The organism is Haloterrigena sp. KLK7, assembly GCF_037914945.1.
GTDB classification, from domain to species: Archaea; Halobacteriota; Halobacteria; order Halobacteriales; family Natrialbaceae; genus Haloterrigena; species Haloterrigena salinisoli.
The window spans coordinates 137,510-156,095 of record NZ_CP149788.1 but is presented as its reverse complement, the minus strand read 5'-3'; the positions used below and the strand labels follow the sequence as shown (position 1 = coordinate 156,095).

At 64.6% G+C, this 18,586-nt stretch carries 16 protein-coding genes; 12 read left to right on the top strand and 4 right to left on the bottom strand.

Features of this window, described 5'->3' with window-relative positions:
• Window positions 1–69 precede the first annotated feature (69 nt).
• The 6 genes from WD430_RS19685 to WD430_RS19660 all read left to right on the top strand — a co-directional run bounded on the left by WD430_RS19685 (window position 70) and on the right by WD430_RS19660 (window position 6,388).
• Window positions 70–1,845 (top strand): ABC transporter substrate-binding protein, encoded by a 1,776-nt coding sequence (locus tag WD430_RS19685; RefSeq protein WP_339106137.1) that lies wholly within the window; start codon window positions 70–72, stop codon window positions 1,843–1,845.
• Between the two features lie 42 nt (window positions 1,846–1,887).
• The gene (locus WD430_RS19680) at window positions 1,888–2,907 is read left to right on the top strand and encodes an ABC transporter permease (protein ID WP_339106136.1); all 1,020 of its coding nucleotides are present in this window, start codon (window positions 1,888–1,890) and stop codon (window positions 2,905–2,907) included.
• Window positions 2,900–3,895, top strand: a complete 996-nt coding sequence (locus WD430_RS19675) for an ABC transporter permease (RefSeq protein ID WP_339106135.1) — start codon at window positions 2,900–2,902, stop codon at window positions 3,893–3,895. Before WD430_RS19680 ends, WD430_RS19675 begins: the two co-directional genes overlap by 8 nt.
• A gap of 69 nt (window positions 3,896–3,964) precedes the next feature.
• Window positions 3,965–5,029 carry an ABC transporter ATP-binding protein gene (locus WD430_RS19670; protein ID WP_339106134.1) on the top strand — a complete coding sequence of 355 codons (1,065 nt, stop codon included), beginning with the start codon at window positions 3,965–3,967 and terminating at the stop codon, window positions 5,027–5,029.
• Complete coding sequence (locus WD430_RS19665; RefSeq protein WP_339106133.1) at window positions 5,029–6,117, top strand: ABC transporter ATP-binding protein; 1,089 nt, start codon at window positions 5,029–5,031, stop codon at window positions 6,115–6,117. Before WD430_RS19670 ends, WD430_RS19665 begins: the two co-directional genes overlap by 1 nt.
• A gap of 25 nt (window positions 6,118–6,142) precedes the next feature.
• On the top strand, window positions 6,143–6,388 hold the full coding sequence (locus tag WD430_RS19660) for a hypothetical protein (protein WP_339106132.1): 246 nt from the start codon (window positions 6,143–6,145) through the stop codon (window positions 6,386–6,388).
• A 203-nt stretch (window positions 6,389–6,591) separates the two neighbouring features.
• On the opposite strand, the gene WD430_RS19655 is transcribed toward WD430_RS19660, so the two are convergent.
• Entirely contained in the window at window positions 6,592–7,356 is a 765-nt protein-coding gene (locus WD430_RS19655) for an IclR family transcriptional regulator (RefSeq protein ID WP_339106131.1), read from the bottom strand.
• A gap of 323 nt (window positions 7,357–7,679) precedes the next feature.
• Between WD430_RS19655 and WD430_RS19650 the strand changes: the two genes are divergently transcribed.
• The 3 genes from WD430_RS19650 (at window position 7,680) to WD430_RS19640 (ending at window position 11,328) form a co-directional block, all read left to right on the top strand.
• Window positions 7,680–8,192 (top strand): LUD domain-containing protein, encoded by a 513-nt coding sequence (locus WD430_RS19650; RefSeq protein WP_339106130.1) that lies wholly within the window; start codon window positions 7,680–7,682, stop codon window positions 8,190–8,192.
• Window positions 8,192–10,417, top strand: coding sequence for an LUD domain-containing protein (locus tag WD430_RS19645; RefSeq protein WP_339106129.1), 2,226 nt, complete (start codon window positions 8,192–8,194; stop codon window positions 10,415–10,417). The genes WD430_RS19650 and WD430_RS19645 overlap by 1 nt, the downstream gene beginning before the upstream one ends.
• Before the next feature lie 74 nt (window positions 10,418–10,491).
• Window positions 10,492–11,328 (top strand): fumarylacetoacetate hydrolase family protein, encoded by an 837-nt coding sequence (locus WD430_RS19640; RefSeq protein WP_339106128.1) that lies wholly within the window; start codon window positions 10,492–10,494, stop codon window positions 11,326–11,328.
• A 3-nt stretch (window positions 11,329–11,331) separates the two neighbouring features.
• On the opposite strand, the gene WD430_RS19635 is transcribed toward WD430_RS19640, so the two are convergent.
• From WD430_RS19635 to WD430_RS19625, 3 genes are all read right to left on the bottom strand, one after another.
• The gene (locus WD430_RS19635) at window positions 11,332–12,198 is read right to left on the bottom strand and encodes an amidohydrolase family protein (RefSeq protein WP_339106166.1); all 867 of its coding nucleotides are present in this window, start codon (window positions 12,196–12,198) and stop codon (window positions 11,332–11,334) included.
• Between the two features lie 96 nt (window positions 12,199–12,294).
• Window positions 12,295–14,010 (bottom strand): glycoside hydrolase family 97 catalytic domain-containing protein, encoded by a 1,716-nt coding sequence (locus WD430_RS19630; RefSeq protein WP_339106127.1) that lies wholly within the window; start codon window positions 14,008–14,010, stop codon window positions 12,295–12,297.
• Between the two features lie 143 nt (window positions 14,011–14,153).
• Window positions 14,154–15,188 (bottom strand): alcohol dehydrogenase catalytic domain-containing protein, encoded by a 1,035-nt coding sequence (locus tag WD430_RS19625; RefSeq protein WP_339106126.1) that lies wholly within the window; start codon window positions 15,186–15,188, stop codon window positions 14,154–14,156.
• A gap of 243 nt (window positions 15,189–15,431) precedes the next feature.
• Between WD430_RS19625 and WD430_RS19620 the strand changes: the two genes are divergently transcribed.
• The 3 genes from WD430_RS19620 (at window position 15,432) to WD430_RS19610 (ending at window position 18,179) form a co-directional block, all read left to right on the top strand.
• Window positions 15,432–16,637 (top strand): enolase C-terminal domain-like protein, encoded by a 1,206-nt coding sequence (locus WD430_RS19620; RefSeq protein WP_339106125.1) that lies wholly within the window; start codon window positions 15,432–15,434, stop codon window positions 16,635–16,637.
• Window positions 16,638–16,640: 3 nt separating this feature from the next.
• Window positions 16,641–17,672 carry an LLM class flavin-dependent oxidoreductase gene (locus tag WD430_RS19615; protein WP_339106124.1) on the top strand — a complete coding sequence of 344 codons (1,032 nt, stop codon included), beginning with the start codon at window positions 16,641–16,643 and terminating at the stop codon, window positions 17,670–17,672.
• A 201-nt stretch (window positions 17,673–17,873) separates the two neighbouring features.
• The gene (locus WD430_RS19610) at window positions 17,874–18,179 is read left to right on the top strand and encodes an L-rhamnose mutarotase (RefSeq protein WP_339106123.1); all 306 of its coding nucleotides are present in this window, start codon (window positions 17,874–17,876) and stop codon (window positions 18,177–18,179) included.
• Window positions 18,180–18,586: the final 407 nt, after the last annotated feature.

Below are 18,586 nucleotides of genomic sequence, written 5' to 3'. Positions count from 1 at the left end.
GAGCGCAACAGCAGGCGGACTAGTCCAAACATACATAAGGATAGATGGTTATGGAGGTACTGTAGTCATATGAGACACAATCACACTCGGGTGAATAGACGGCAGTTTATCGGCGCGAGCGCCGGCACGCTCGCCGCTACGCTCGCAGGCTGTGTCGGCGGTGGGGATAACGCGGCAGAGTTCGTCACGGCGTTCGAAGGCGGTCGCCCGCCGACGGAGGTCCACTTCAATCCGTGGAACGCCTCGGACCACGCACAGACGTACAGTATCTACTGGACGCAGGAAACGCTCGCGACGCATTCCGACGGGACGGTGTCCACGGACTTCTTCGAGGACATCAGCGTCGACGGCCGCGAGGTCACGATCGAGCTCAAGGACCAGTGGAGCTTCTGGAACGGCAACGACATCACAGCCGAAGACTACTTCATCGAGGCAGAGCTCTGGCGCTATCAGGACCCGGAGGCCTCCCCGTTCGAAGGCCACGAACTCGTCGACGACTACACCGTCAAGCGAATTTACAAGGACGAGGTTTCGCCGGTTATCGCGAAATCGAACGCGGGCCTCGGGACGGGTGCCCCGAAATCGGTCTTCCGCGAGTACTACGAGCGCTACGAGGACGCGGGCGGAGAGAGCGGCCGTCAGGCGGTCACCGAGGATCTCCTCCAGATGACGATCGACACCCAGGAGTTCGTCGACGAGGGATACGGAAGCTCGCTGTTCAAGATCGAGGACTTCAACTCCTCCGAGACGCTGGCGACCAAATGGGAGGACCATCCGTGGGCGGACGAGACGGATCTCGAGCAGATTCGGGTCCTCCCGAACATCGAATCGGGGACGCAGGTCGAGCAACTCGAGAAGAGCGACAAGCTCGACATGACTCAGTACATCACCGAGAGTCAGCGCTCGGAATACCCCGACAACATCGAGAACATCTACGAACTGAGTCACTACAACTGCCAGAAGTACATGTTGAACTGGAACAACGAGCACCTCGCGAACCGATCGGTTCGCCGAGCGATCATCTCCGCGATCGACATTCCCTCGATCATCGACGCCGCGACGCAGACGGGGATGCTCGCGAGTCCGACGCAGGTCCAGACGGGGATCCGAGAGACCATCGAAGACCAGTACCTCGGCGAGGACTTCGTCGACCAGCTCATCGAGTATCCCGTCGAGGCCGACGAGGAAACGGCGATCGCCTTCATGGAAGACGCCGGTTACTCGAGGGAGGACGGTGAATGGATCAGTCCCGACGGTAACGCGACCGACTTCACCGTCATCACGCAGTCCGCCGTTTCGCAGTCCCAGCCGACGAAAGTCTTCACCGACCACCTCAACTCGTTCGGGCTGAACGCGGAGATGGAGGCCGTTGGGCAGGACTACTACTCGCGGGTCCAGGAGTGGGAGTTCGATATCGCCTGGATGTGGCACGTCGCGCTGCCGTACTGGCATCCCATGGCGTACTTCTCGAACGACTTCTACGGCCTGCTGGCCGGCGACGTCACCAGCGACAGTGACACGGGGCCGACCGGCGTGCCGTTCTCGCTCGAGATTCCCGAGGAAGTCGGCGCGATGGAGGTCGAGGGCAGCGGCGAGGAGATCAACCCGGCCCAGCTCATGGTCGACCTCGAGGCCGCGTCCTCCGAAGAGGAGACGATGGAGATCACGCGAACGCTGGTTCAGTGGGTCAACTTCGACCTGCCAGCGATCATCCACCTGCAGGAGAACCGCGGCTTCGCCGGCGACACCGAGAACTTCGACTTCCCGAGCGAGGACGAGTTCCGGATGGACCGTCCGAACCCAGGTCCGTTCGCGCTGCTACGAGGACGTATCTCGACGAACTAGCACCCTCTCGATCACCAAACTCCACACAACAGGATATAGGCCATGCAAGGGAACTATTTCGCAAAACGCGTTGGACAGGCAGTGCTGACGTTCTTTGCGACAGTAACGTTGACGTTCGTTCTGTACCAACTGATGCCGGGCGGTCCCGCCCAGGCACTTCGAAACCAGATCCTCAGCCAGCAGATGGGCTCGTCGAACACGATCAGTCCGGCGCAGATCGAACAGTTGGTCGAGAACTACACGAATCTCGAGAGCGATGCGCCGATTTACGTCCAGTACGTCCAGTACATGAGCAGCGTCTTCCTCGAGTTCGATCTCGGCGAGTCGCTCTACGAGGACGCTTCCGTGACGTCGCTGCTCGCCGAGCGGCTCCCGTGGTCGATGCTCATCAGCGTTTACGCGATGGTCATCGGTTACACCGTGAGCATCGTGCTCGGCGCAGTGATGGCGTTCAAGGAGAAGTCCCGATTCGACTCCGTGTCGTCCGTCGTCGTTATCGGGCTCAACTCCACGCCGTACTACGTTGCGGGGATCCTGTTCATTTTCTTCTTCAGCATTCGGAACACGATCTTCCCGACCGGCGGACGGGTCGGACTCGGCGTGGAAGAGGGATTCAATCTGGCGTTCATGCAAAGCATCGCCCTCCACGCCGCGCTCCCGATACTTTCGATGAGCGTTCTCGGACTCGGCACGGCGCTGACGATGCGGGGTAATTCCATCCGCGTCCTCGGAGAGGACTACCTCCGCGTCGCGGAGCTACGCGGACTGCGAAACTCCCGTATCGCGACCCAGTACGTGGGACGGAACGCCATCCTGCCGATGTACACGCAGTTCATGATCGGTATCGCCGGCGTGCTCAGCAGCTCCGTCATCGTCGAGGAGATCTTCTCCTACCCGGGCGTTGGACTGCTGGTGTACGACGCCATCCAGGTGCGCAACTACCCCGTCCTCATGGGATCGCTCATCGTCTTCACGCTCGTGACGATCGTCGCGATCCTGATCGCGGATCTGACGTACGGTTTCATCGACCCCCGAATCTCATCTGGAGGTAACAATGAGTAACGAACAACCTGACGACGAACTCGAGACGCTCTTCGACGCGGATATCGACCGAGAGCCGACGCCGCGATCGCAGCGGCTCAAGCGGCAGTTCGACCTGTACGTCCTCGCCCCCGCCCGGGTGGCGATGACCGACTGGCGAGCCATCGTCGGGACGGCGATCATCACGATGTTCGTCCTGATGGGGACCGTCGGCGTCTGGCTCGTCGACAGACCGACGAGCGGCGACGCGCCCGTTCTCGCACCGCCGTTCCAGAACCCGAACTACATTCTCGGGACGGACACCTTCGGGCAGCCGATCGGGGCACAACTCATCCACGCGACGCCGGACATGTTCCGAATGGTGTTCGCCGGGGCGGTCGTGAGCATCGGGTTCGCGGCGCTGGTCGGCATCCTTTCGGGGTTCCTCCGGGGGTCGAAGATCGACACGATTCTGATGTCGATCACCGACATCATTATCACCATCCCCGGACTCCCGCTGGTCATCGTCCTCATCGCCATCTTCCAGCCCGGAGACCCGTACGTCATCGGCGTCTTGCTCGGGCTCGACAACTGGCCCGGGCTGGCGAGGACCGTGCGCTCACAGGTGCTCAGCATCCGGGAGGAGTCGTACGTGGAGGCGTCGCAGATCATGGGCATCTCGACGGGGACGATCCTCCGTCGGGACGTCCTCGCCCAGCTGATGCCCTACATCACGGTGAACTCGGCGCTGGCGTCCCGACGCATCATCTTCGAGTCCGTCGGACTGTACTTCCTCGGGATCCTCCCGTTCACGACGCTCAACTGGGGCGTCATGATGAACATCGCCTACGAGGGGAACGCGCTGAGTAAGCCGGACATGTACCACTTCCTCGCGTTCCCGTTACTGACGATCTTCCTGATGTCGTTCGGACTCGTGCTGTTCTCCCAGGGGATGGACAGCGTGTTCAACGTCCGGCTTAGGGCGCGTCACTCGTCGACGATCGACGACGACGGAGGGCCCGAAACATGAAACGATCAACGAATAGATATAACGATAGTACTATACTACTGTCCGCAATTCACTCCGACAAGACAACGCATGAGTAACTCAGACACGATCGTGGAGGTCCGCGACCTCAACGTCACGTTCGAGATGAATCGTGGGCAGTCGCGCGTCGTCCGCGACGCCGATATCGACGTCGCTCGCAACGAGACGCTCGGCATCATCGGCGAGAGCGGGAGCGGGAAGTCCATGCTCGCCTCGTCGTTTCTCAACGCCGTCGTCGAACCCGGCGTCTCGACCGGCGATGTCACGTACTACCCGGAAGACGGCGAGCCGATCTCCGTGCTGGAACTCTCCGAATCCGAACTGAATCGGTTCCGCTGGGAGGAAGTCGCCATGGTGTTCCAGGGGGCGATGAGCTCGTTCAACCCCGTCACGAAGATCCGAACGCACTTCAGGGAGACCCTGCAGGACCACAACCGCGACATTCCCGCCGGGATGGATCGCGCGCGAGAACTCCTCGAGAGCGTCTACCTCGATCCGGATCGGATCCTCGACTCGTACGCGCACGAGCTCTCGGGCGGGATGAAACAGCGCGCGCTCATCGCGCTCTCTCTGGTGCTCGAGCCGGACCTCCTCGTGCTCGACGAGCCGACGGCCGCGTTGGACCTGCTGATGCAGCGTTCGATCGTCACGCTCCTGCGCGAGCTCCAGGAGGAGTACGATCTGACGCTCGTGTTCATCACGCACGACCTCCCGCTGTTGACCAAGCTCGCCGATCGCATCGCCGTGATGTACGCGTTCAACATCGTCGAGATCGGGACGACCGACGATCTGCTTTACAACGCGTCGCACCCCTACACGCGCGCGCTCCTCGACACGACGCCGGATCTGAACGTGCCGGTCGAGGAGATGAACATCATCGAGGGGAGCAAGCCGGATCCGGTCGATCACATTCCGGGCTGTTCGTACCACCCCCGGTGTCCGATGGCCGACGAGCAGTGTCGATCCGACGACCCGCCGATGATGACAGTGAGCGACTCCCACGAGTCCGCGTGCTTCTACTACGACGAGGCCGATGACGCGGTGCCGATCAGCGCCGCGCCCGATACTCCCCCGACGACCAGTCAAAGCGCCGCGACCGACGGAGGTGAAAACTGATGGCGCCGTCCGAGCCGATGCTCTCGATGGACGGCGTCTCCGTCGAGTTCACCGACGACGGGGGACTGCTCGATCTCTTCGGCGACTCGGAGACGGTCCGCGCGGTCAACGACGTCTCCCTCGAGCTCGGCGAACAGGAGACGCTCACGCTGATCGGCGAGAGCGGCTGCGGGAAATCGACGCTCGGGAAGACGGCGATCGGCGCCCAGAAGCCGACCAGCGGCACGGTCAGCTACCGCGGGCAGGACATCTGGGAGGCGCGAAACGGCTCCGGCGACGTGTCGATCCCGTTCGACGAGATCCGCCACTCGCTCCAGATCATTCACCAGGATCCGGGGAGCGCGCTCAATCCGAACCAGCGGATCCTCACCTCGCTGCAGCTCCCGCTGAAGAAGTGGTATCCCGACCTCGGCCGCGAGGAGCGAGAGGAGCGCATCCACACGCTGTTCGAACGCGTCGGGATGTCGCCGCCGAGCGATTACCTGAACCGGTACCCACACCAGCTGAGCGGCGGGGAGACCCAGCGCGCGGTCCTCGTTCGCGCGCTGTTGTTGAACCCCGACCTGATCCTGGCCGACGAGGCCATCTCGGCGCTGGACGTCTCCCTGCGCGTCGAGATGATGGATCTCATGCTCGAGCTCCAGGACCTGTTCCAGACCTCGTACCTGTTCATCTCGCACGACCTCTCGAACGCGCGGTACATCGCCGAGAAGTCCGGCGGCCGGATCGCCGTGATGTACCTCGGCGAGATCGTCGAGATCGGTACCGTCGATGAAATCGTCGAGAACCCGCAACACCCCTACACGAAGGCGCTGCAGTGGGCGACGGCGAACCTCTACGAGGACGAGGACGACGAGGAGTTCCCCCTGCGGAAGATCGACGTTCCCGATCCGACGAACCTCCCCTCCGGCTGCAGCTTCCACCCGCGCTGTCCGAACGCGCGCGAGGTGTGCAAACGCCAGCATCCGGGGCGAATCCACGCGGGCGGCGACGAGGAGAACTACGCCCGGTGCTTCCGGGCGGACGACACCCACGAGTACTGGAACAGCCCCGAGATAGCGGACGAGCCGCCGGTCGACTCACCGTGAAGCACACACCACAGCCATGTCAGATATGACCGACAACACGACGATGGAACCGTCCACCGAATCGAACTCCGGCCGGCGTCGATCCGTGAGCCTCCCCGGTAGTCGAGCGTCCCAGATCTCGGTCGCGATCGCGATCCTACTGCTGCTCGCCGGACTGTTCCTCTTCGACGGGCCGATGGCAGGCGTGCTCGGGCTGTGGGGGATTTCACTCCTCGCGACCACTGTCGTCGGTTCCGTCGCGTACCGGATCTGGTATCACTACGGCTCGTAGTCCCGGCCGTCCGTTCGATCACATGGCGCTTTGTCGTGATCGCGAACAGTCGCTCTCTGCGGTGTTGTAACGTCGACGCAGCGGGTACAGTCTCCGACTGTGAGTTCGACGAAACCTCGCCGACAGGGCAGCGGTCCAGTTCTCGTGTTCGGTCCAGCGTCGAAGGGTATTGATGACCGCCGGTAGCAGCTAGCAGCAGGCGATCAGGAATAGGTCATGTTCACTTCGATGACGTTCGCAGTGCTCAGCACGGTCTTCGGGATCTCGGTCGTGAACGTCTCGTCGTTAAATCGGTTCGTCGGTCCCGAGACGCTGATCGCCCCGATGGGATTCTCGTCGCTGTCACAGATCGGCGCCGCGACACACCGCATTCCGGCGACCCGTTCCTCGTCGTCGATCGCGTATCCCCGCTCGCGTATTTCCGCCAGTTCACTCTTCAGTTCCTCGGCGTCCGTGATCGTCTTCTCGGTCACGCCGGGGAGGCCGTGGCGGTCGATAATTTCGTCGACGGCCGCTTCCGACCGTTTCGAGAGGATCGCCTTCCCCATGGCGGTGGTGTGGAGGTGAACGCGCTTGCCGATGTGCGTATCGAGGTTCACGGCGTCCCGGCCCTTCGCCTTGTTGAGGAAGATCCCCTTGCCGTGCTCTTCGATCATGAGGTTCGCGTGCTCTCCGGTCTCCTCCGCCAACTTCTCGATTTCCGGGGAGGCGATCTGGTACAGTTTCATCTGGCTTCGAGCGAACCCGCCTAACTCGAGGAACCGGGCACCGACGTGGTACCGTCCGTCCCGTTTGACGAGATACTCGGCTTCGGTCAGCGTCTGGAGGTGGTCGTGGACCGTGCTCTTGGGCATCTCGAGTTCGTCCGCGAGTTCGGAGACGCCGGCTCCGTTGAGCTCGTGAAGCGTCTCGATGATCCGAAACGTCGTCGCGGCGGCCTGGACCGGTTGGCGTGGTTTGCTCGACATACTCTCCCATACGAGTAAGATCTATTTAATAGTTGTCCGGCCACGCCGGACATGTCCGTCCGGTGCTCTCGCTCTCGATGGATGGGAGCCGCCAGCCGTCCCGACCGTTCCCTCGAGAGCGGCGATGAGGGCGTTTCCGCCAGTACCGATATCGAAGCGTCCGCCGGCTCGTCGCGCCGAATATCTTCGGTGTTACCGGACGGACCCGCGCCGCGTACTCGAGTTCCAGCGAACTCGACCCGGGATCGACGACGACCCGTCACGCGATGTGGTGGTCAATGGCAAGATCCAAATCCCTGGCATCGGTTAGTCACGACCGCGCAATGGAGACACAGCTAGAGACGTTCGAAACGAACCTCGGAAGCGTCCGGACCGCCGTCACCCGAACCTCGCCGGCAGCGTTTCAGGAGACGCTCGCCGACGTCATCGACGAGTCCGCGATCGGTGCGCCGCTCCCCTTCGAGGACGTCACGCTCGAGGGGACAGATGTCGTCCTCGAGCCGACGCCCGACCAGCTCCGCGAGGCGGCCTGTGGCGTCACGGCCGCCGCGCTCGGCGTCGCCGACTACGGGACGGTCGTCCTCGAGTCGACGCCGGACGGCGCCGAGCTCGCCGGGCTCTTCCCCGACCGACACGTGATCGTCGTCCGCGAGCGGGACCTCGTCGACGACATGGCCGCGGTCTTCGAGCGCCTGGGCGAGCGGTTCCGTGACGGCAACGGCGACGCCGTCCTCGCGACCGGCCCGAGCGCGACCGCCGACATGGGCGAACTTGTCTATGGTGTACACGGACCGAGAGAGACCCACGCGGTCGTCGTGGAGGACGCGGAGGAATAATGTCGAGCGAGCGATCCCGGAAGGCCGAGCGGATCCGGCACGTCATGGAAACGGAGGGCGACAGCGTCGAGCGCAACGCCCGCGGATTCAACGAGGGCCGATACGAGTCCGTCGCCCGACTCGAGGACTACGACGCGTACAAGGACCGAGCGCGGGCGATCAAGGAGGACGCGATCGAACGCCTTCCCGAGCTGATCGAGCAGGTGCGCGAGGCGGTCGAGGCGAACGGCGGAACCGTCTACGTCGCCGAGGACGCCGCCGACGCGAACCGGTACGTCCGCGAACTCGCCCGCGAACGGGATGCCGAGACCGTCGTCAAGTCGAAATCGATGACGACCGAGGAGATCGATCTCAACGAGCACCTCGAAGACGAGGACTGCGAGGTCTGGGAGACCGACCTCGGCGAGTTCGTCCTGCAGGTGGCCGACGAGGCGCCCAGCCACCTCGTCGCGCCGGCGATCCATCAGTCGCGCGAGGAGATCGCCGCCCTGTTCAACGAGTACTTCGAGCCCGAGGCGGAACTCGAGACGGCCGAGGAGCTGACCGCGTTCGCGCGGGAGTACCTCGGCGAACGGATCGAGGACGCGGACATCGGCGTCACCGGCGCGAACTTCGTGACCGCGGACACGGGGACGATGGCGCTCGTCACGAGCGAGGGCAACGCTCGCAAGACCGTCGCCGTACCCGACACGCACGTCGCGGTGGCGGGCGTCGAGAAGATCGTCCCGACGTTCGAGGACCTCCAGCCGTTCGTCGAACTGATCGCGCGCTCGGGGACGGGCCAGGACATCACTTCCTACGTCTCGCTGTTCTCACCGCCGGTCTCGACGCCGCCGGTCGACTTCGACGGCGACGAACCGATCGCCGACGAGCCGAACGATCGGGAGTTCCACCTCGTCCTGCTCGACAACGGCCGGATGGACATGCGCGAGGACGACCAGCTCCGGGAGACGCTGTACTGTATCCGGTGTTCGGCCTGTGCCAACTCGTGTGCGAACTTCCAGTCCGTCGGCGGCCACGTCTTCGGCGGCGAGACCTACTCGGGCGGGATCGCGACCGGCTGGGAGGCCGGCGTCCACGGCCAGGAGTCGGCCGACGAGTTCAACGACCTCTGTACCGGCTGTTCGCGCTGCGTCAACCAGTGTCCGGTGAAGATCGATATCCCGTGGATCAACACCGTTGTCCGCGATCGACGCAACCGCGGCGCCGAGGACGGCCAGTTCGACTTCCTGGTCGAAGGGCTCACGCCGGACGAGGAGCCCGCGGGGCTCGACCTGCAAAAGCGGTTCTTCGGCAACTTCTCGACGCTGGCGAAGCTCGGATCCGCGACCGCGCCCGCGTCGAACTGGATCGCGGACACGCTCCCCTCGAGAGCGCTCATGGAACGACTCATCGGTGTCGACCGCCGCCGCGATCTGCCCGAGTTCGAGCGCGAGACGTTCGTCGAGTGGTTCCGAACGAGAGACGTTCCCCGGCCCGTCGACGCCGACTACCATGCGGTCGTCTATCCCGACCTCTACACGAACTACATCCGGACCGACCGCGGGAAGGCCGCCGTCCGCACGCTCGAGGCGCTCGGCGTCGCGGTCGAAGTCCCCGACGTCGCCTCCTCGGGCCGCGCGCCGCTCTCCCAGGGGATGATCGCCACCGCGGAAGACCACGCTCGCGACGTCGCCGCCGACCTCGAGCCCTACCTCGAGGCAGGCTACGACGTGGTCGCCATCGAGCCCAGCGACCTCGCGATGTTCCGCGGAGAGTACGAGCGCCTCCTCGACGCGGAGCGCTACGAGGCCCTCGCCGAGCGCAGCTACGAGGTCTTCGAGTACGTCTACGGCCTACTCGAGAACGGGGCCGATCCCGCGCCGCTGGGACGCGCCGACGATGCGGGCAGCGTCGGCTCCGATATCGCCTACCACTCCCACTGCCAGCAGCGGACGCTCGAACTGGAGACCTATACGACGAACGTTCTCGAGCGACTGGGGTACGACGTCCTCACCTCCGACGTCGAGTGTTGCGGGATGGCGGGGAGCTTCGGGTACAAGAGCGAGTACTACGAGCTGAGCGTGGACGTCGGCGAGAGACTCGAGGAGCAGTTCGAGGCGTCCGACGCCGCCGATCGAACGGTCGTGGCGAGCGGGACGTCGTGTCTCGAGCAACTGGACGGACTGTTGGCCCGCCGGCCGCGGCATCCGATCTCGCTCGTCGCGCCGGACAGCTCCGGGTGATCGAACGGGTGCGGTTCGTCTCCCCCCCGCAGCCGAGAGAAAGATTCAAGATCCAGGACAGGAATTTCGACACGATGCAATTCGTTCGATTCGCGACCGACGGCGGCGTCCGCTGGGGCGTCACCGTCGACGACCGGACGTACGCGCTGGACCGCTACGGAGAACCGTCGCTCGAGGACCTCGCGACGCCCGGCTACCGCCGCCGCGTCCGTCGCGCCGTCGAGACCGGCGAACTCCCGGAGATCGACGAGCCGGAGACGTATCTGGTACCGATTCCGTCCGTCGAGCAGATCGTCTGCGTCGGCCTGAACTACTACGACCACGCCGAGGAGCAGGATGAGGAGATCCCCGACACCCCGATGCTGTTCGCGAAGTCGCCCTCGAGCGTCACCGGGCCCGACGCGCCGATCGTCCACCCCGAGGACGTCGAGCAGGTCGACTACGAGGTCGAGCTCGGCGTCGTCATCGGGCGGACCGCCTGCGACGTCTCGGCCGACGAGGCTGAGGAGTACGTCGCGGGCTACACGGTCGTCAACGACGTCAGCGCGCGCGACGCCCAGTTCGAGGACGGCCAGTTCTTCCGCGGCAAGAGTTACGACACGTTCGCCCCGATGGGCCCGGCGCTGACCGCGCCCGACGCGATCGACGCCAACGACGTCGACGTCGAGCTCCGGGTCAACGGCGAGGTGAAACAGGAGTCCTCGACGGCCGAGTTCATCTTCGACGTCGGCGACACCATCGAGTTCCTCAGCCACCGAATGACGCTGCAGCCCGGCACCGTCATCTCGACCGGCACCCCGGGCGGCGTCGGCATCTTCCGCGATCCGCCGGAACTGCTCTCGCCCGGTGACACGGTCGAAGCCGAGGTCGAAGGGATCGGAACGCTCGAGAACCACGTCGTCGAAGAGTAGCGCTCACATCCCACACAGCTCTTCCATTGCCCGACCGGTGAGCCACTCACGGTCGGTCTTCGAGAGACAGTCGACGTGCTCGAGCCACCGCAGACTCTCCTCGTAGCTCGCCTCGTCGCTGACGTTCGGAAAGTCCGAGCCCCAGACGACCCGCTCGCGCCCGAAGGTCTCGAGCAACCAGCGGACGTGGTCGTGCATATCGCGGTAGGGGAACCCCTCCTCGGAGCGGTGGACGACCTCGGAGATCTTCACGGCCACGTCGTACTCGTCGCCGGCGAGGGGCTCGAGCGCGCCGAGCGCCGCTTCGGGCGGGACGTCGGGGCCCGCGTGACAGAAGTGATCGAGCGCGTAGGAGAGCTCGGGATAGGCCTCGACGAGATCGATCACCTGCTCGAGCTGGTCGACGTGGGCCAGGATCTGGACCAGCGCGTCGGTCTCGCGGGCGGCCGTCCAGAAGTCGCTCTCGTCGATCGCCTCGCGAAGCCACTCCACGCTGGGATCGAACGTCTCCCACATGCGGTCGTACGGGCAGATCGCACCGAGGCGGAAGCCGAGCACGCCGTCGACGGCCATCGACTCGCGCAGCTGGTCGGCCGCGTCGTCGGCGAACTGGTCGAGCATGACGACCCCTGAGAGCCCGTCGTGATCCTCGACGCAGTCGATCGTGTACCGGTTGTCGGTCCACTCGCAGATCGGGTAGCCGACGACGACCGCCTCGTCGACCCCGACGGCGTCCATATCCGCGAGGAGTTTCTCCGCGGTGTAGACCGCGTCGACGTCGAACTCGTCGACGGTCTCGACGAGCGGGCCGTTCACCCAGGGGTGGTCCCGGTTCGGTCGCGTCCAGGCGTGGGTATGCGTGTCCAGCACCATCGTTCACGAGCGATGATGTGTCGAACGCTACTAAACCTTGCGAGGAAAGCGGCGGCCGCTCGCGGCGAGGAGAGCGGTACCCGACGATCGGCCTCAGAGCCGAACGACGAAGCCGCCGTTCTCCGCGACTGACACGCGGAGCGATTCGTCCGGCGACACCGCGCGTTCGCACTCCTCGAGACCGGTGCCCTCGTCGGCGTCGGTCGCGACGACGGCCGTCGTCTCCCCGTCGAGAAACGAGAGCGGCACCTCGATCGATCCCGCCGGACCGGCGGTGATCGAGCCGACGAACCAGTCGTCGTCCGTCCGCCGCGCGAACGTGGCCTCCGACCCGGGTCGTCCGCGGAGGAACCTCGTCTCGTCCCAGGCCGCCGGAACGGACTCGAGGACGCGCTCTGCGATCGGATACGACTCGTAGGTCTCGATCCCGTCGGCGTAGTGCTGGAGTCCGGACTCGTAGACGACCGACAGCGCGAGTTCGTGACCCGCCGACGTCGAGCGTCGCTCGGCGGAGAACGTCACGGGCGTGTAGTCCATCGGACCGACGACGTTGCGGGTGTACGGGAGCGTCGCGTTGTGCTCGGGCGTGTTCGTCGTCCACTTGTAGTACTCGGCGCCGCGAACGCCCTCGTACGTCATGACGTGGGGCCAGCGTCGACGGAGCCCCGTCGGGACGGCCGACCCGTGGAAGTTCACGAGTAGTTCGTGTTCGGCGGCGGCGCGAGCGAGGTCGTCGTAGAACTGCATCCGCCCCTGGTCGTCGCTGTCCATGAAGTCGACCTTGATGCCGGCGACCCCCCACTCGGCCCACTTCGAGAGGCGCTCTTCGCGCTTGGACTCGGTGTTCAGGTCGATGAAATGGGACCAGAGTTCGACGTCGACGCCGACGTCGTTCGCGTACGCGACGAGGTCGGGGAGCCACTCGTCGTCCCAGCCGGCGTCGACCAACACGTACTCCCACCCTCGCTCCGCGGCGTAGTCGACGTACGCCCGCTGCTCCTCGAGCGATCGGACGCTCGAGTCGCTCGACCACCACGACCACGCGACGCGACCGGGTTCGACCCAGTCGCCGTCGATCCGCGGTCCGTCGACGAGATCGGTCGGGAGGGTCGACTCGACCACGGTCGCGAGGTCGCCGATAATCGCGACACGCCACGGCGTCGTCGCGGGATCGTCGGTCCACACGTGTGACGTCGGGTGGGACTCGGGAAATCCGATGTCGACGCCCGGCGCGTCGTCGCGCGCCCCGACGAGTCGGCCGGCCATCCAGTCGCCGTCGACGCCGGCCTCGCACACGAGCGCCCAGGTGTCGTCAACCTGAAAGAGGCCGGGGAGATTGTACTCCCCGTCGACGGCGGTTACCGGGACCTGCCGGCTGTGTCCCTCGTGGTTGGCCTGATAGTCGGAGAGCCACGCGACGGCGCCCGTGGGGAATCGAAAGCCGGACTCGTCGCCCGGGTGGAGGTACTCGTCCCGTTCGCCTCGCAACCGATATCGGTATGCGATGCCGTCGTCCGCGGCGCGGACCTGAAAGTCCACCGAGCCACCGTCGCCCTCGAACGAGAGCGTCTTCTCGACCGCTCGGTGGCGCGGGCTCGACCGTTTCCCGTGAACGAGCTCGTACGATTCGTCGATCGTCCGGGTTCGCACGTCGTCGAGCTCGAATTCCTCGGGAAACGAGCCGTACGGCGTCGGAAGCCCGTAGGGAGACGGTTCGAAAACAGTCTCTCCGGATCGGTCGACGCGCAACGTCCCGTTCGGGTCCACGTCGATCGAGATGGTACCGTCGGGATCCGTGATCTGAACCATACGCACCGTCCGCGAGTCATCTATATCAAAGACTCGACTCGTGTGCTGTAGACGTAGAGACGGTACTGCCACCTTGGTTGGACGCCGCCGATGACGGTCGATGCGACCGACGAGCGGGCGCACCTGTCGGAGGAGCCGAGCGCTCAGCTCTCTGCAAACGAGAAGACCGGCTTGCAGGTCTCCGACTCGAGGAACGCCTCGAACGCGGCGGTCGGGTCGTCGACGCTGAAGGAGCGATCGATGATCGCGTCGGCGTCGATCGCGCCGGCCGAGAGGAGTCGAATGGCCTGTTCGAAGTTCCGCCAGGTCGAGCCGTAGGACGTGTTCACGTCGACCTCGCCGCGGACGACCGGCGTCATGAACACCTCGCTGGGGGAGCCGGGGAGCCCAACGACGACGACCTGTCCGCCCTTCCGGACGTGGTCGATAGCCATCTCGACGCCGCTCGAGTGGCCGGTCGTATCGAACACCGCGTCGAAGCCGACGCCGTCGGTTCGCTCGTCGACGATATCGGAGAGGTCGGTCGTCTCGACATCGACCGTTTCGATCCCGAGCTCTTCGACTAGCGGCAGTCGATACGCCGTGTCCTTGCCGAGTCCGGAGACGAGGACGTTAGCACCCATCGAGTCCGCGACGGCTGCGACGAGCACACCGATCGGACCGGGGCCTTCGACGAGAACGGTGTCGCCCGGCGTCACCGCGGACTGATCGAATACCGCCCGCGTCGCGATGCTGAGCGGTTCGGTGATGCTCGCGTGTCCGAGCGGCACGTCCTTCGGGATCTGGTGCAGATCGCGCGGACGGACCGTCGTGTACTCGGTGTACGCGCCGTCGTTGTGCATGCCCGTGATCTCGAAGTTCTGGCAGACGTTCGGCTGCCCGTTCTTGCACTGGAAACACGAGCCGCAGTCGTGGATGGGCTCCTCGACGACGTGGTCGCCGACCGCGAAGTCGGTGACGTCGTCGCCGACGTCGACGACCTCGCCGGAGTACTCGTGGCCCATGGTCCGCGGGATCGGGATCCACTCGTAGCCGTCTTCGTACTTGTACGCGTGCGCGTCGCTGCCGCACAGACCCGCCGAGTGAACGCGAACGAGGACTTCGTCGTCGTCGGGGACTGCCTTCTCGCGTTCGCGGATCTCGATGGCTCTGGGACCGGTATGTACTATGGCCTTCATCTGGGGTTACCTCGCTCTGGTCGAGCTATCAATACGTGGGGGACTCTCACATATATAACTTTAGGTGGACACACCGCCGACCGGGACGGCGACTCCCGGACTCGCCAACCGTGGGAACTCGAGCCCTCGCCGAGAGGGAACGGAGCGGTCGTCTCGTGGGTAGGGCGCGCCGTGCCATCACAAACACTTATGTGGCTAATGAACACACGTCAGGGTGAGTCCATCGGAAGTGAACGTCAATTCATGGAGATAACGAACATCAACGTCACGAAGGTCAGTACCGATTCCTGGGGCGAGTTCGTCGAATTCCCGCTCGTCACCGTGATGAGCAAGTTCGACGAGTACAACAACGCCGACGGTGACAATCCGCAGGCCCGCCGGAAATGGATGGGTCCAGTGGGCGACGTCGTCGTGGAAGTCGAGACGGACGCGGGCATCACCGGCGTCGGCGTCGGCAACTGGGCGACGGGGTCGATCGAGACGATCGTCGACGAGACGCTCTCGAAGCTCGTCGTCGGCGAGGACCCCCACGAGCGCGAACGACTCTGGGACATGATGTACCGGGCAACGATTCCCTTCGGGCGGAAGGGGGCGGCCATCGAGGCCATCAGCGCGGTCGACCTCGCGCTCTGGGACATCGCCGGCAAGGAAGCGGAGAAACCGGTGTACGAACTGCTGGGCGGGCCGGTCACGGACGAGATCCCCTGCTACGCCAGCAACCTCCACCCGGTCGACCACGAGAAACTCGAGCGGGAGGCCCAGAACTACGCGGAACAGGGCTTCGACGCGATGAAACTGCGGTTCCGCTACGGGCCGGAAGCGGGCCGCAAGGGGATGAAGGAGAACGAGAAGATCGTCGAGACGGTCCGCGACGCCGTCGGCGACGAGATCGCGATCGCCGGCGACGCCTACATGGGCTGGGACGTCCGCTACGCCAAGAAGATGCTCAAGCGCCTCGAGCGCTACGACATGGAGTGGGTCGAGGAGCCGGTCATCCCGGACGACATCGACGGCTACGCTGAGGTCCGCGAGGCCTCGAACGTCCCCATCTCGGGCGGGGAACACGAGTTCACCCGCTGGGGCCACAAGGAACTCCTCGAGCGCGAGGCCGTGGACATCCTCCAGCCCGACATCCACCGCTGTGGCGGGCTGACCGAACTCCAGCGGATCGACGCCATGGCCAGCGCCCGCGACGTGCCGGTGATCCCCCACTCCGGAACGAACCCGACGCTGCACTTCATCGCCGCCTCGACCAACGCGCCGATGGCGGAGTACTTCCCCATTCCGGAGTGGTACAAGGAGCGCCAGGGCGAGCAGGAGTCGACCTACGCCGACGCCATCTACGCGAACCCGCCCCAGGCCGAGGGCGGCACCATCCCGCTTCCCGAGACCGTCGGCCTGAGCTCGGCGACCAACCCTGAGGCCCTCGAGCACTACAGCGTGGAGTAACCGATGACCGACGTCACCTTCGAGTACAACGTGCCGGTGTTCGCGGGCGCACCGAAGTCGGGAACGGATCCGACCCACCGCGACACGCCGTGTTACGAGCGACTCGACTGGGAGACCACGAAGGAGAGCGTCCTGAAAGCCGAGGAACTCGACTTCGACGCCGCGTGGGCGCCGGACCACCTCATGCTGGGTCGCGACAACGCCGAGTACGAGTGCTGGACGCTGCTGTCCGCGCTGGCGGGGCTCACCGACGACATCAACCTCGGCTCGCTCGTCCTCTGTAACGACTACCGCAACCCCGCGCTCGTCGCGAAGATGGCCGCGACGCTCGACGTCATCTCCGGCGGCCGCCTCGAGCTCGGGCTCGGGGCGGGCTGGCACGAACCCGAGTACGAGGCCTACGGCTGGGAGTACCGCGATGGCTTCGAGCGGCTGATGCGCTTGGACGAGAGCATCCGCCTGATGAAGGAGATGTGGACCGCTGATTCCGGCGACGGTGCCTCCTTCGCGGGCGATCACTACGAGATCGACGGCGCCTACTGCGAGCCCGGACCGGTACAGGATCCACACCCGCCGATTCTCGTCGGCGGCCAGGGCGAGGACGTGACGCTGAAACTCGTCGCGAAACACGCTGACGTCTGGAACACGGACGTGTTCAAGGGGACGCCGGAGACGCTCGAGCACAAGATCGGCGTCATCGAGGACCACTGCGAGACGGTCGGTCGCGATCCCGACGAGATCGAGTACTCCTGGGACGGCCACGTCATCTGTACGCGCGACGAGGAGACACTCGACGAACTGCTGGACCTGATGTTGCCGATCCAGTTCGAGGAGGAGTACGTCGATCAGGCCGACATCGAGACCGAGGACGACGCCCGCGACTACTTCGTCATGGGCACGCCCGAGGAGTGCGCCGAAGGGATCCAGCGGCGGATCGACGCCGGTGTCACGAAGTTCCAGTGCTGGTTCGTCGACTTCCCCGACACCGGCGGCATGGAACTATTCGCTGACGAAGTCATGCCGCAGTTCCGGTAGCACCTCGCTGCAGCCACCACACAACGGTCACGAATTCCGTTTTGACTTTCGTTCACTGCCTTTCCCCTCTTCCTTCGGATCGATGTTACCGCGTACGGACGCGTCCGGCGCTGCCGGTCGGCAGCTACCGACTCGAGTCCCGTTCGCGCGGTCGAAAGACAGGGGAATAGCTATGGGACTTCCGTCCGATTTCCCTCTCGTATGGCACGCATTGCGTTCCATCTGGAAATCGCCGACGGACAGCGCGAGGCGTATCGCGAGGCCCACGAGGACGTTCCCACGTGGCTCGAGGAGGCGTATCTCGAGTCCGATGCCGGCCTCGAGACCTACAGCGTCTTCGAATCGGACGGCCACGTCTTCGGGTTCATGGAACTCGACGATCCGGACGCGATTCGCGACGTGATGGAGACGAGCGACGAGCAGGCTCGCTGGGCCGAGGAAATGGACGGCATCCTCGTCGACGACGACACCGATCAGTGGATGGACGAAGTGTATCGAATGATCTGACGGGCACAGCGGGTCGCTCGTTGCGTAAATCGATCGTTTCCGGATCGCCACGCTCCAGTGGTCCTGTCTTGGTAGTGTTTATCACGGGCGTCCGGTGATGCCGGACAGTAGTGGACTCCAGTTGTGCACCCTTCTCCCTCTCTGACTCGGCCGTTGGAACGATATTCTGACGGCATTCGCGGATTTATTTACAATCATACGAACGTAATCGAACGCGTCAGAGAACGGCCAGTGATCGCAGTGATGTGTCCGGTGTCACCGGACGGCCGACTGCGGTCGTTCGTCGGAGCGCGCCGAAAACGAGTTCGAAGCGCCGGGTACCGGCTGACTGCTCCCATCTGTCATCTTTTTCCGCCGATGGCGGACGCTGAGAGCGGTACCGTTCGAGACGAACCTGCGATCCCCGC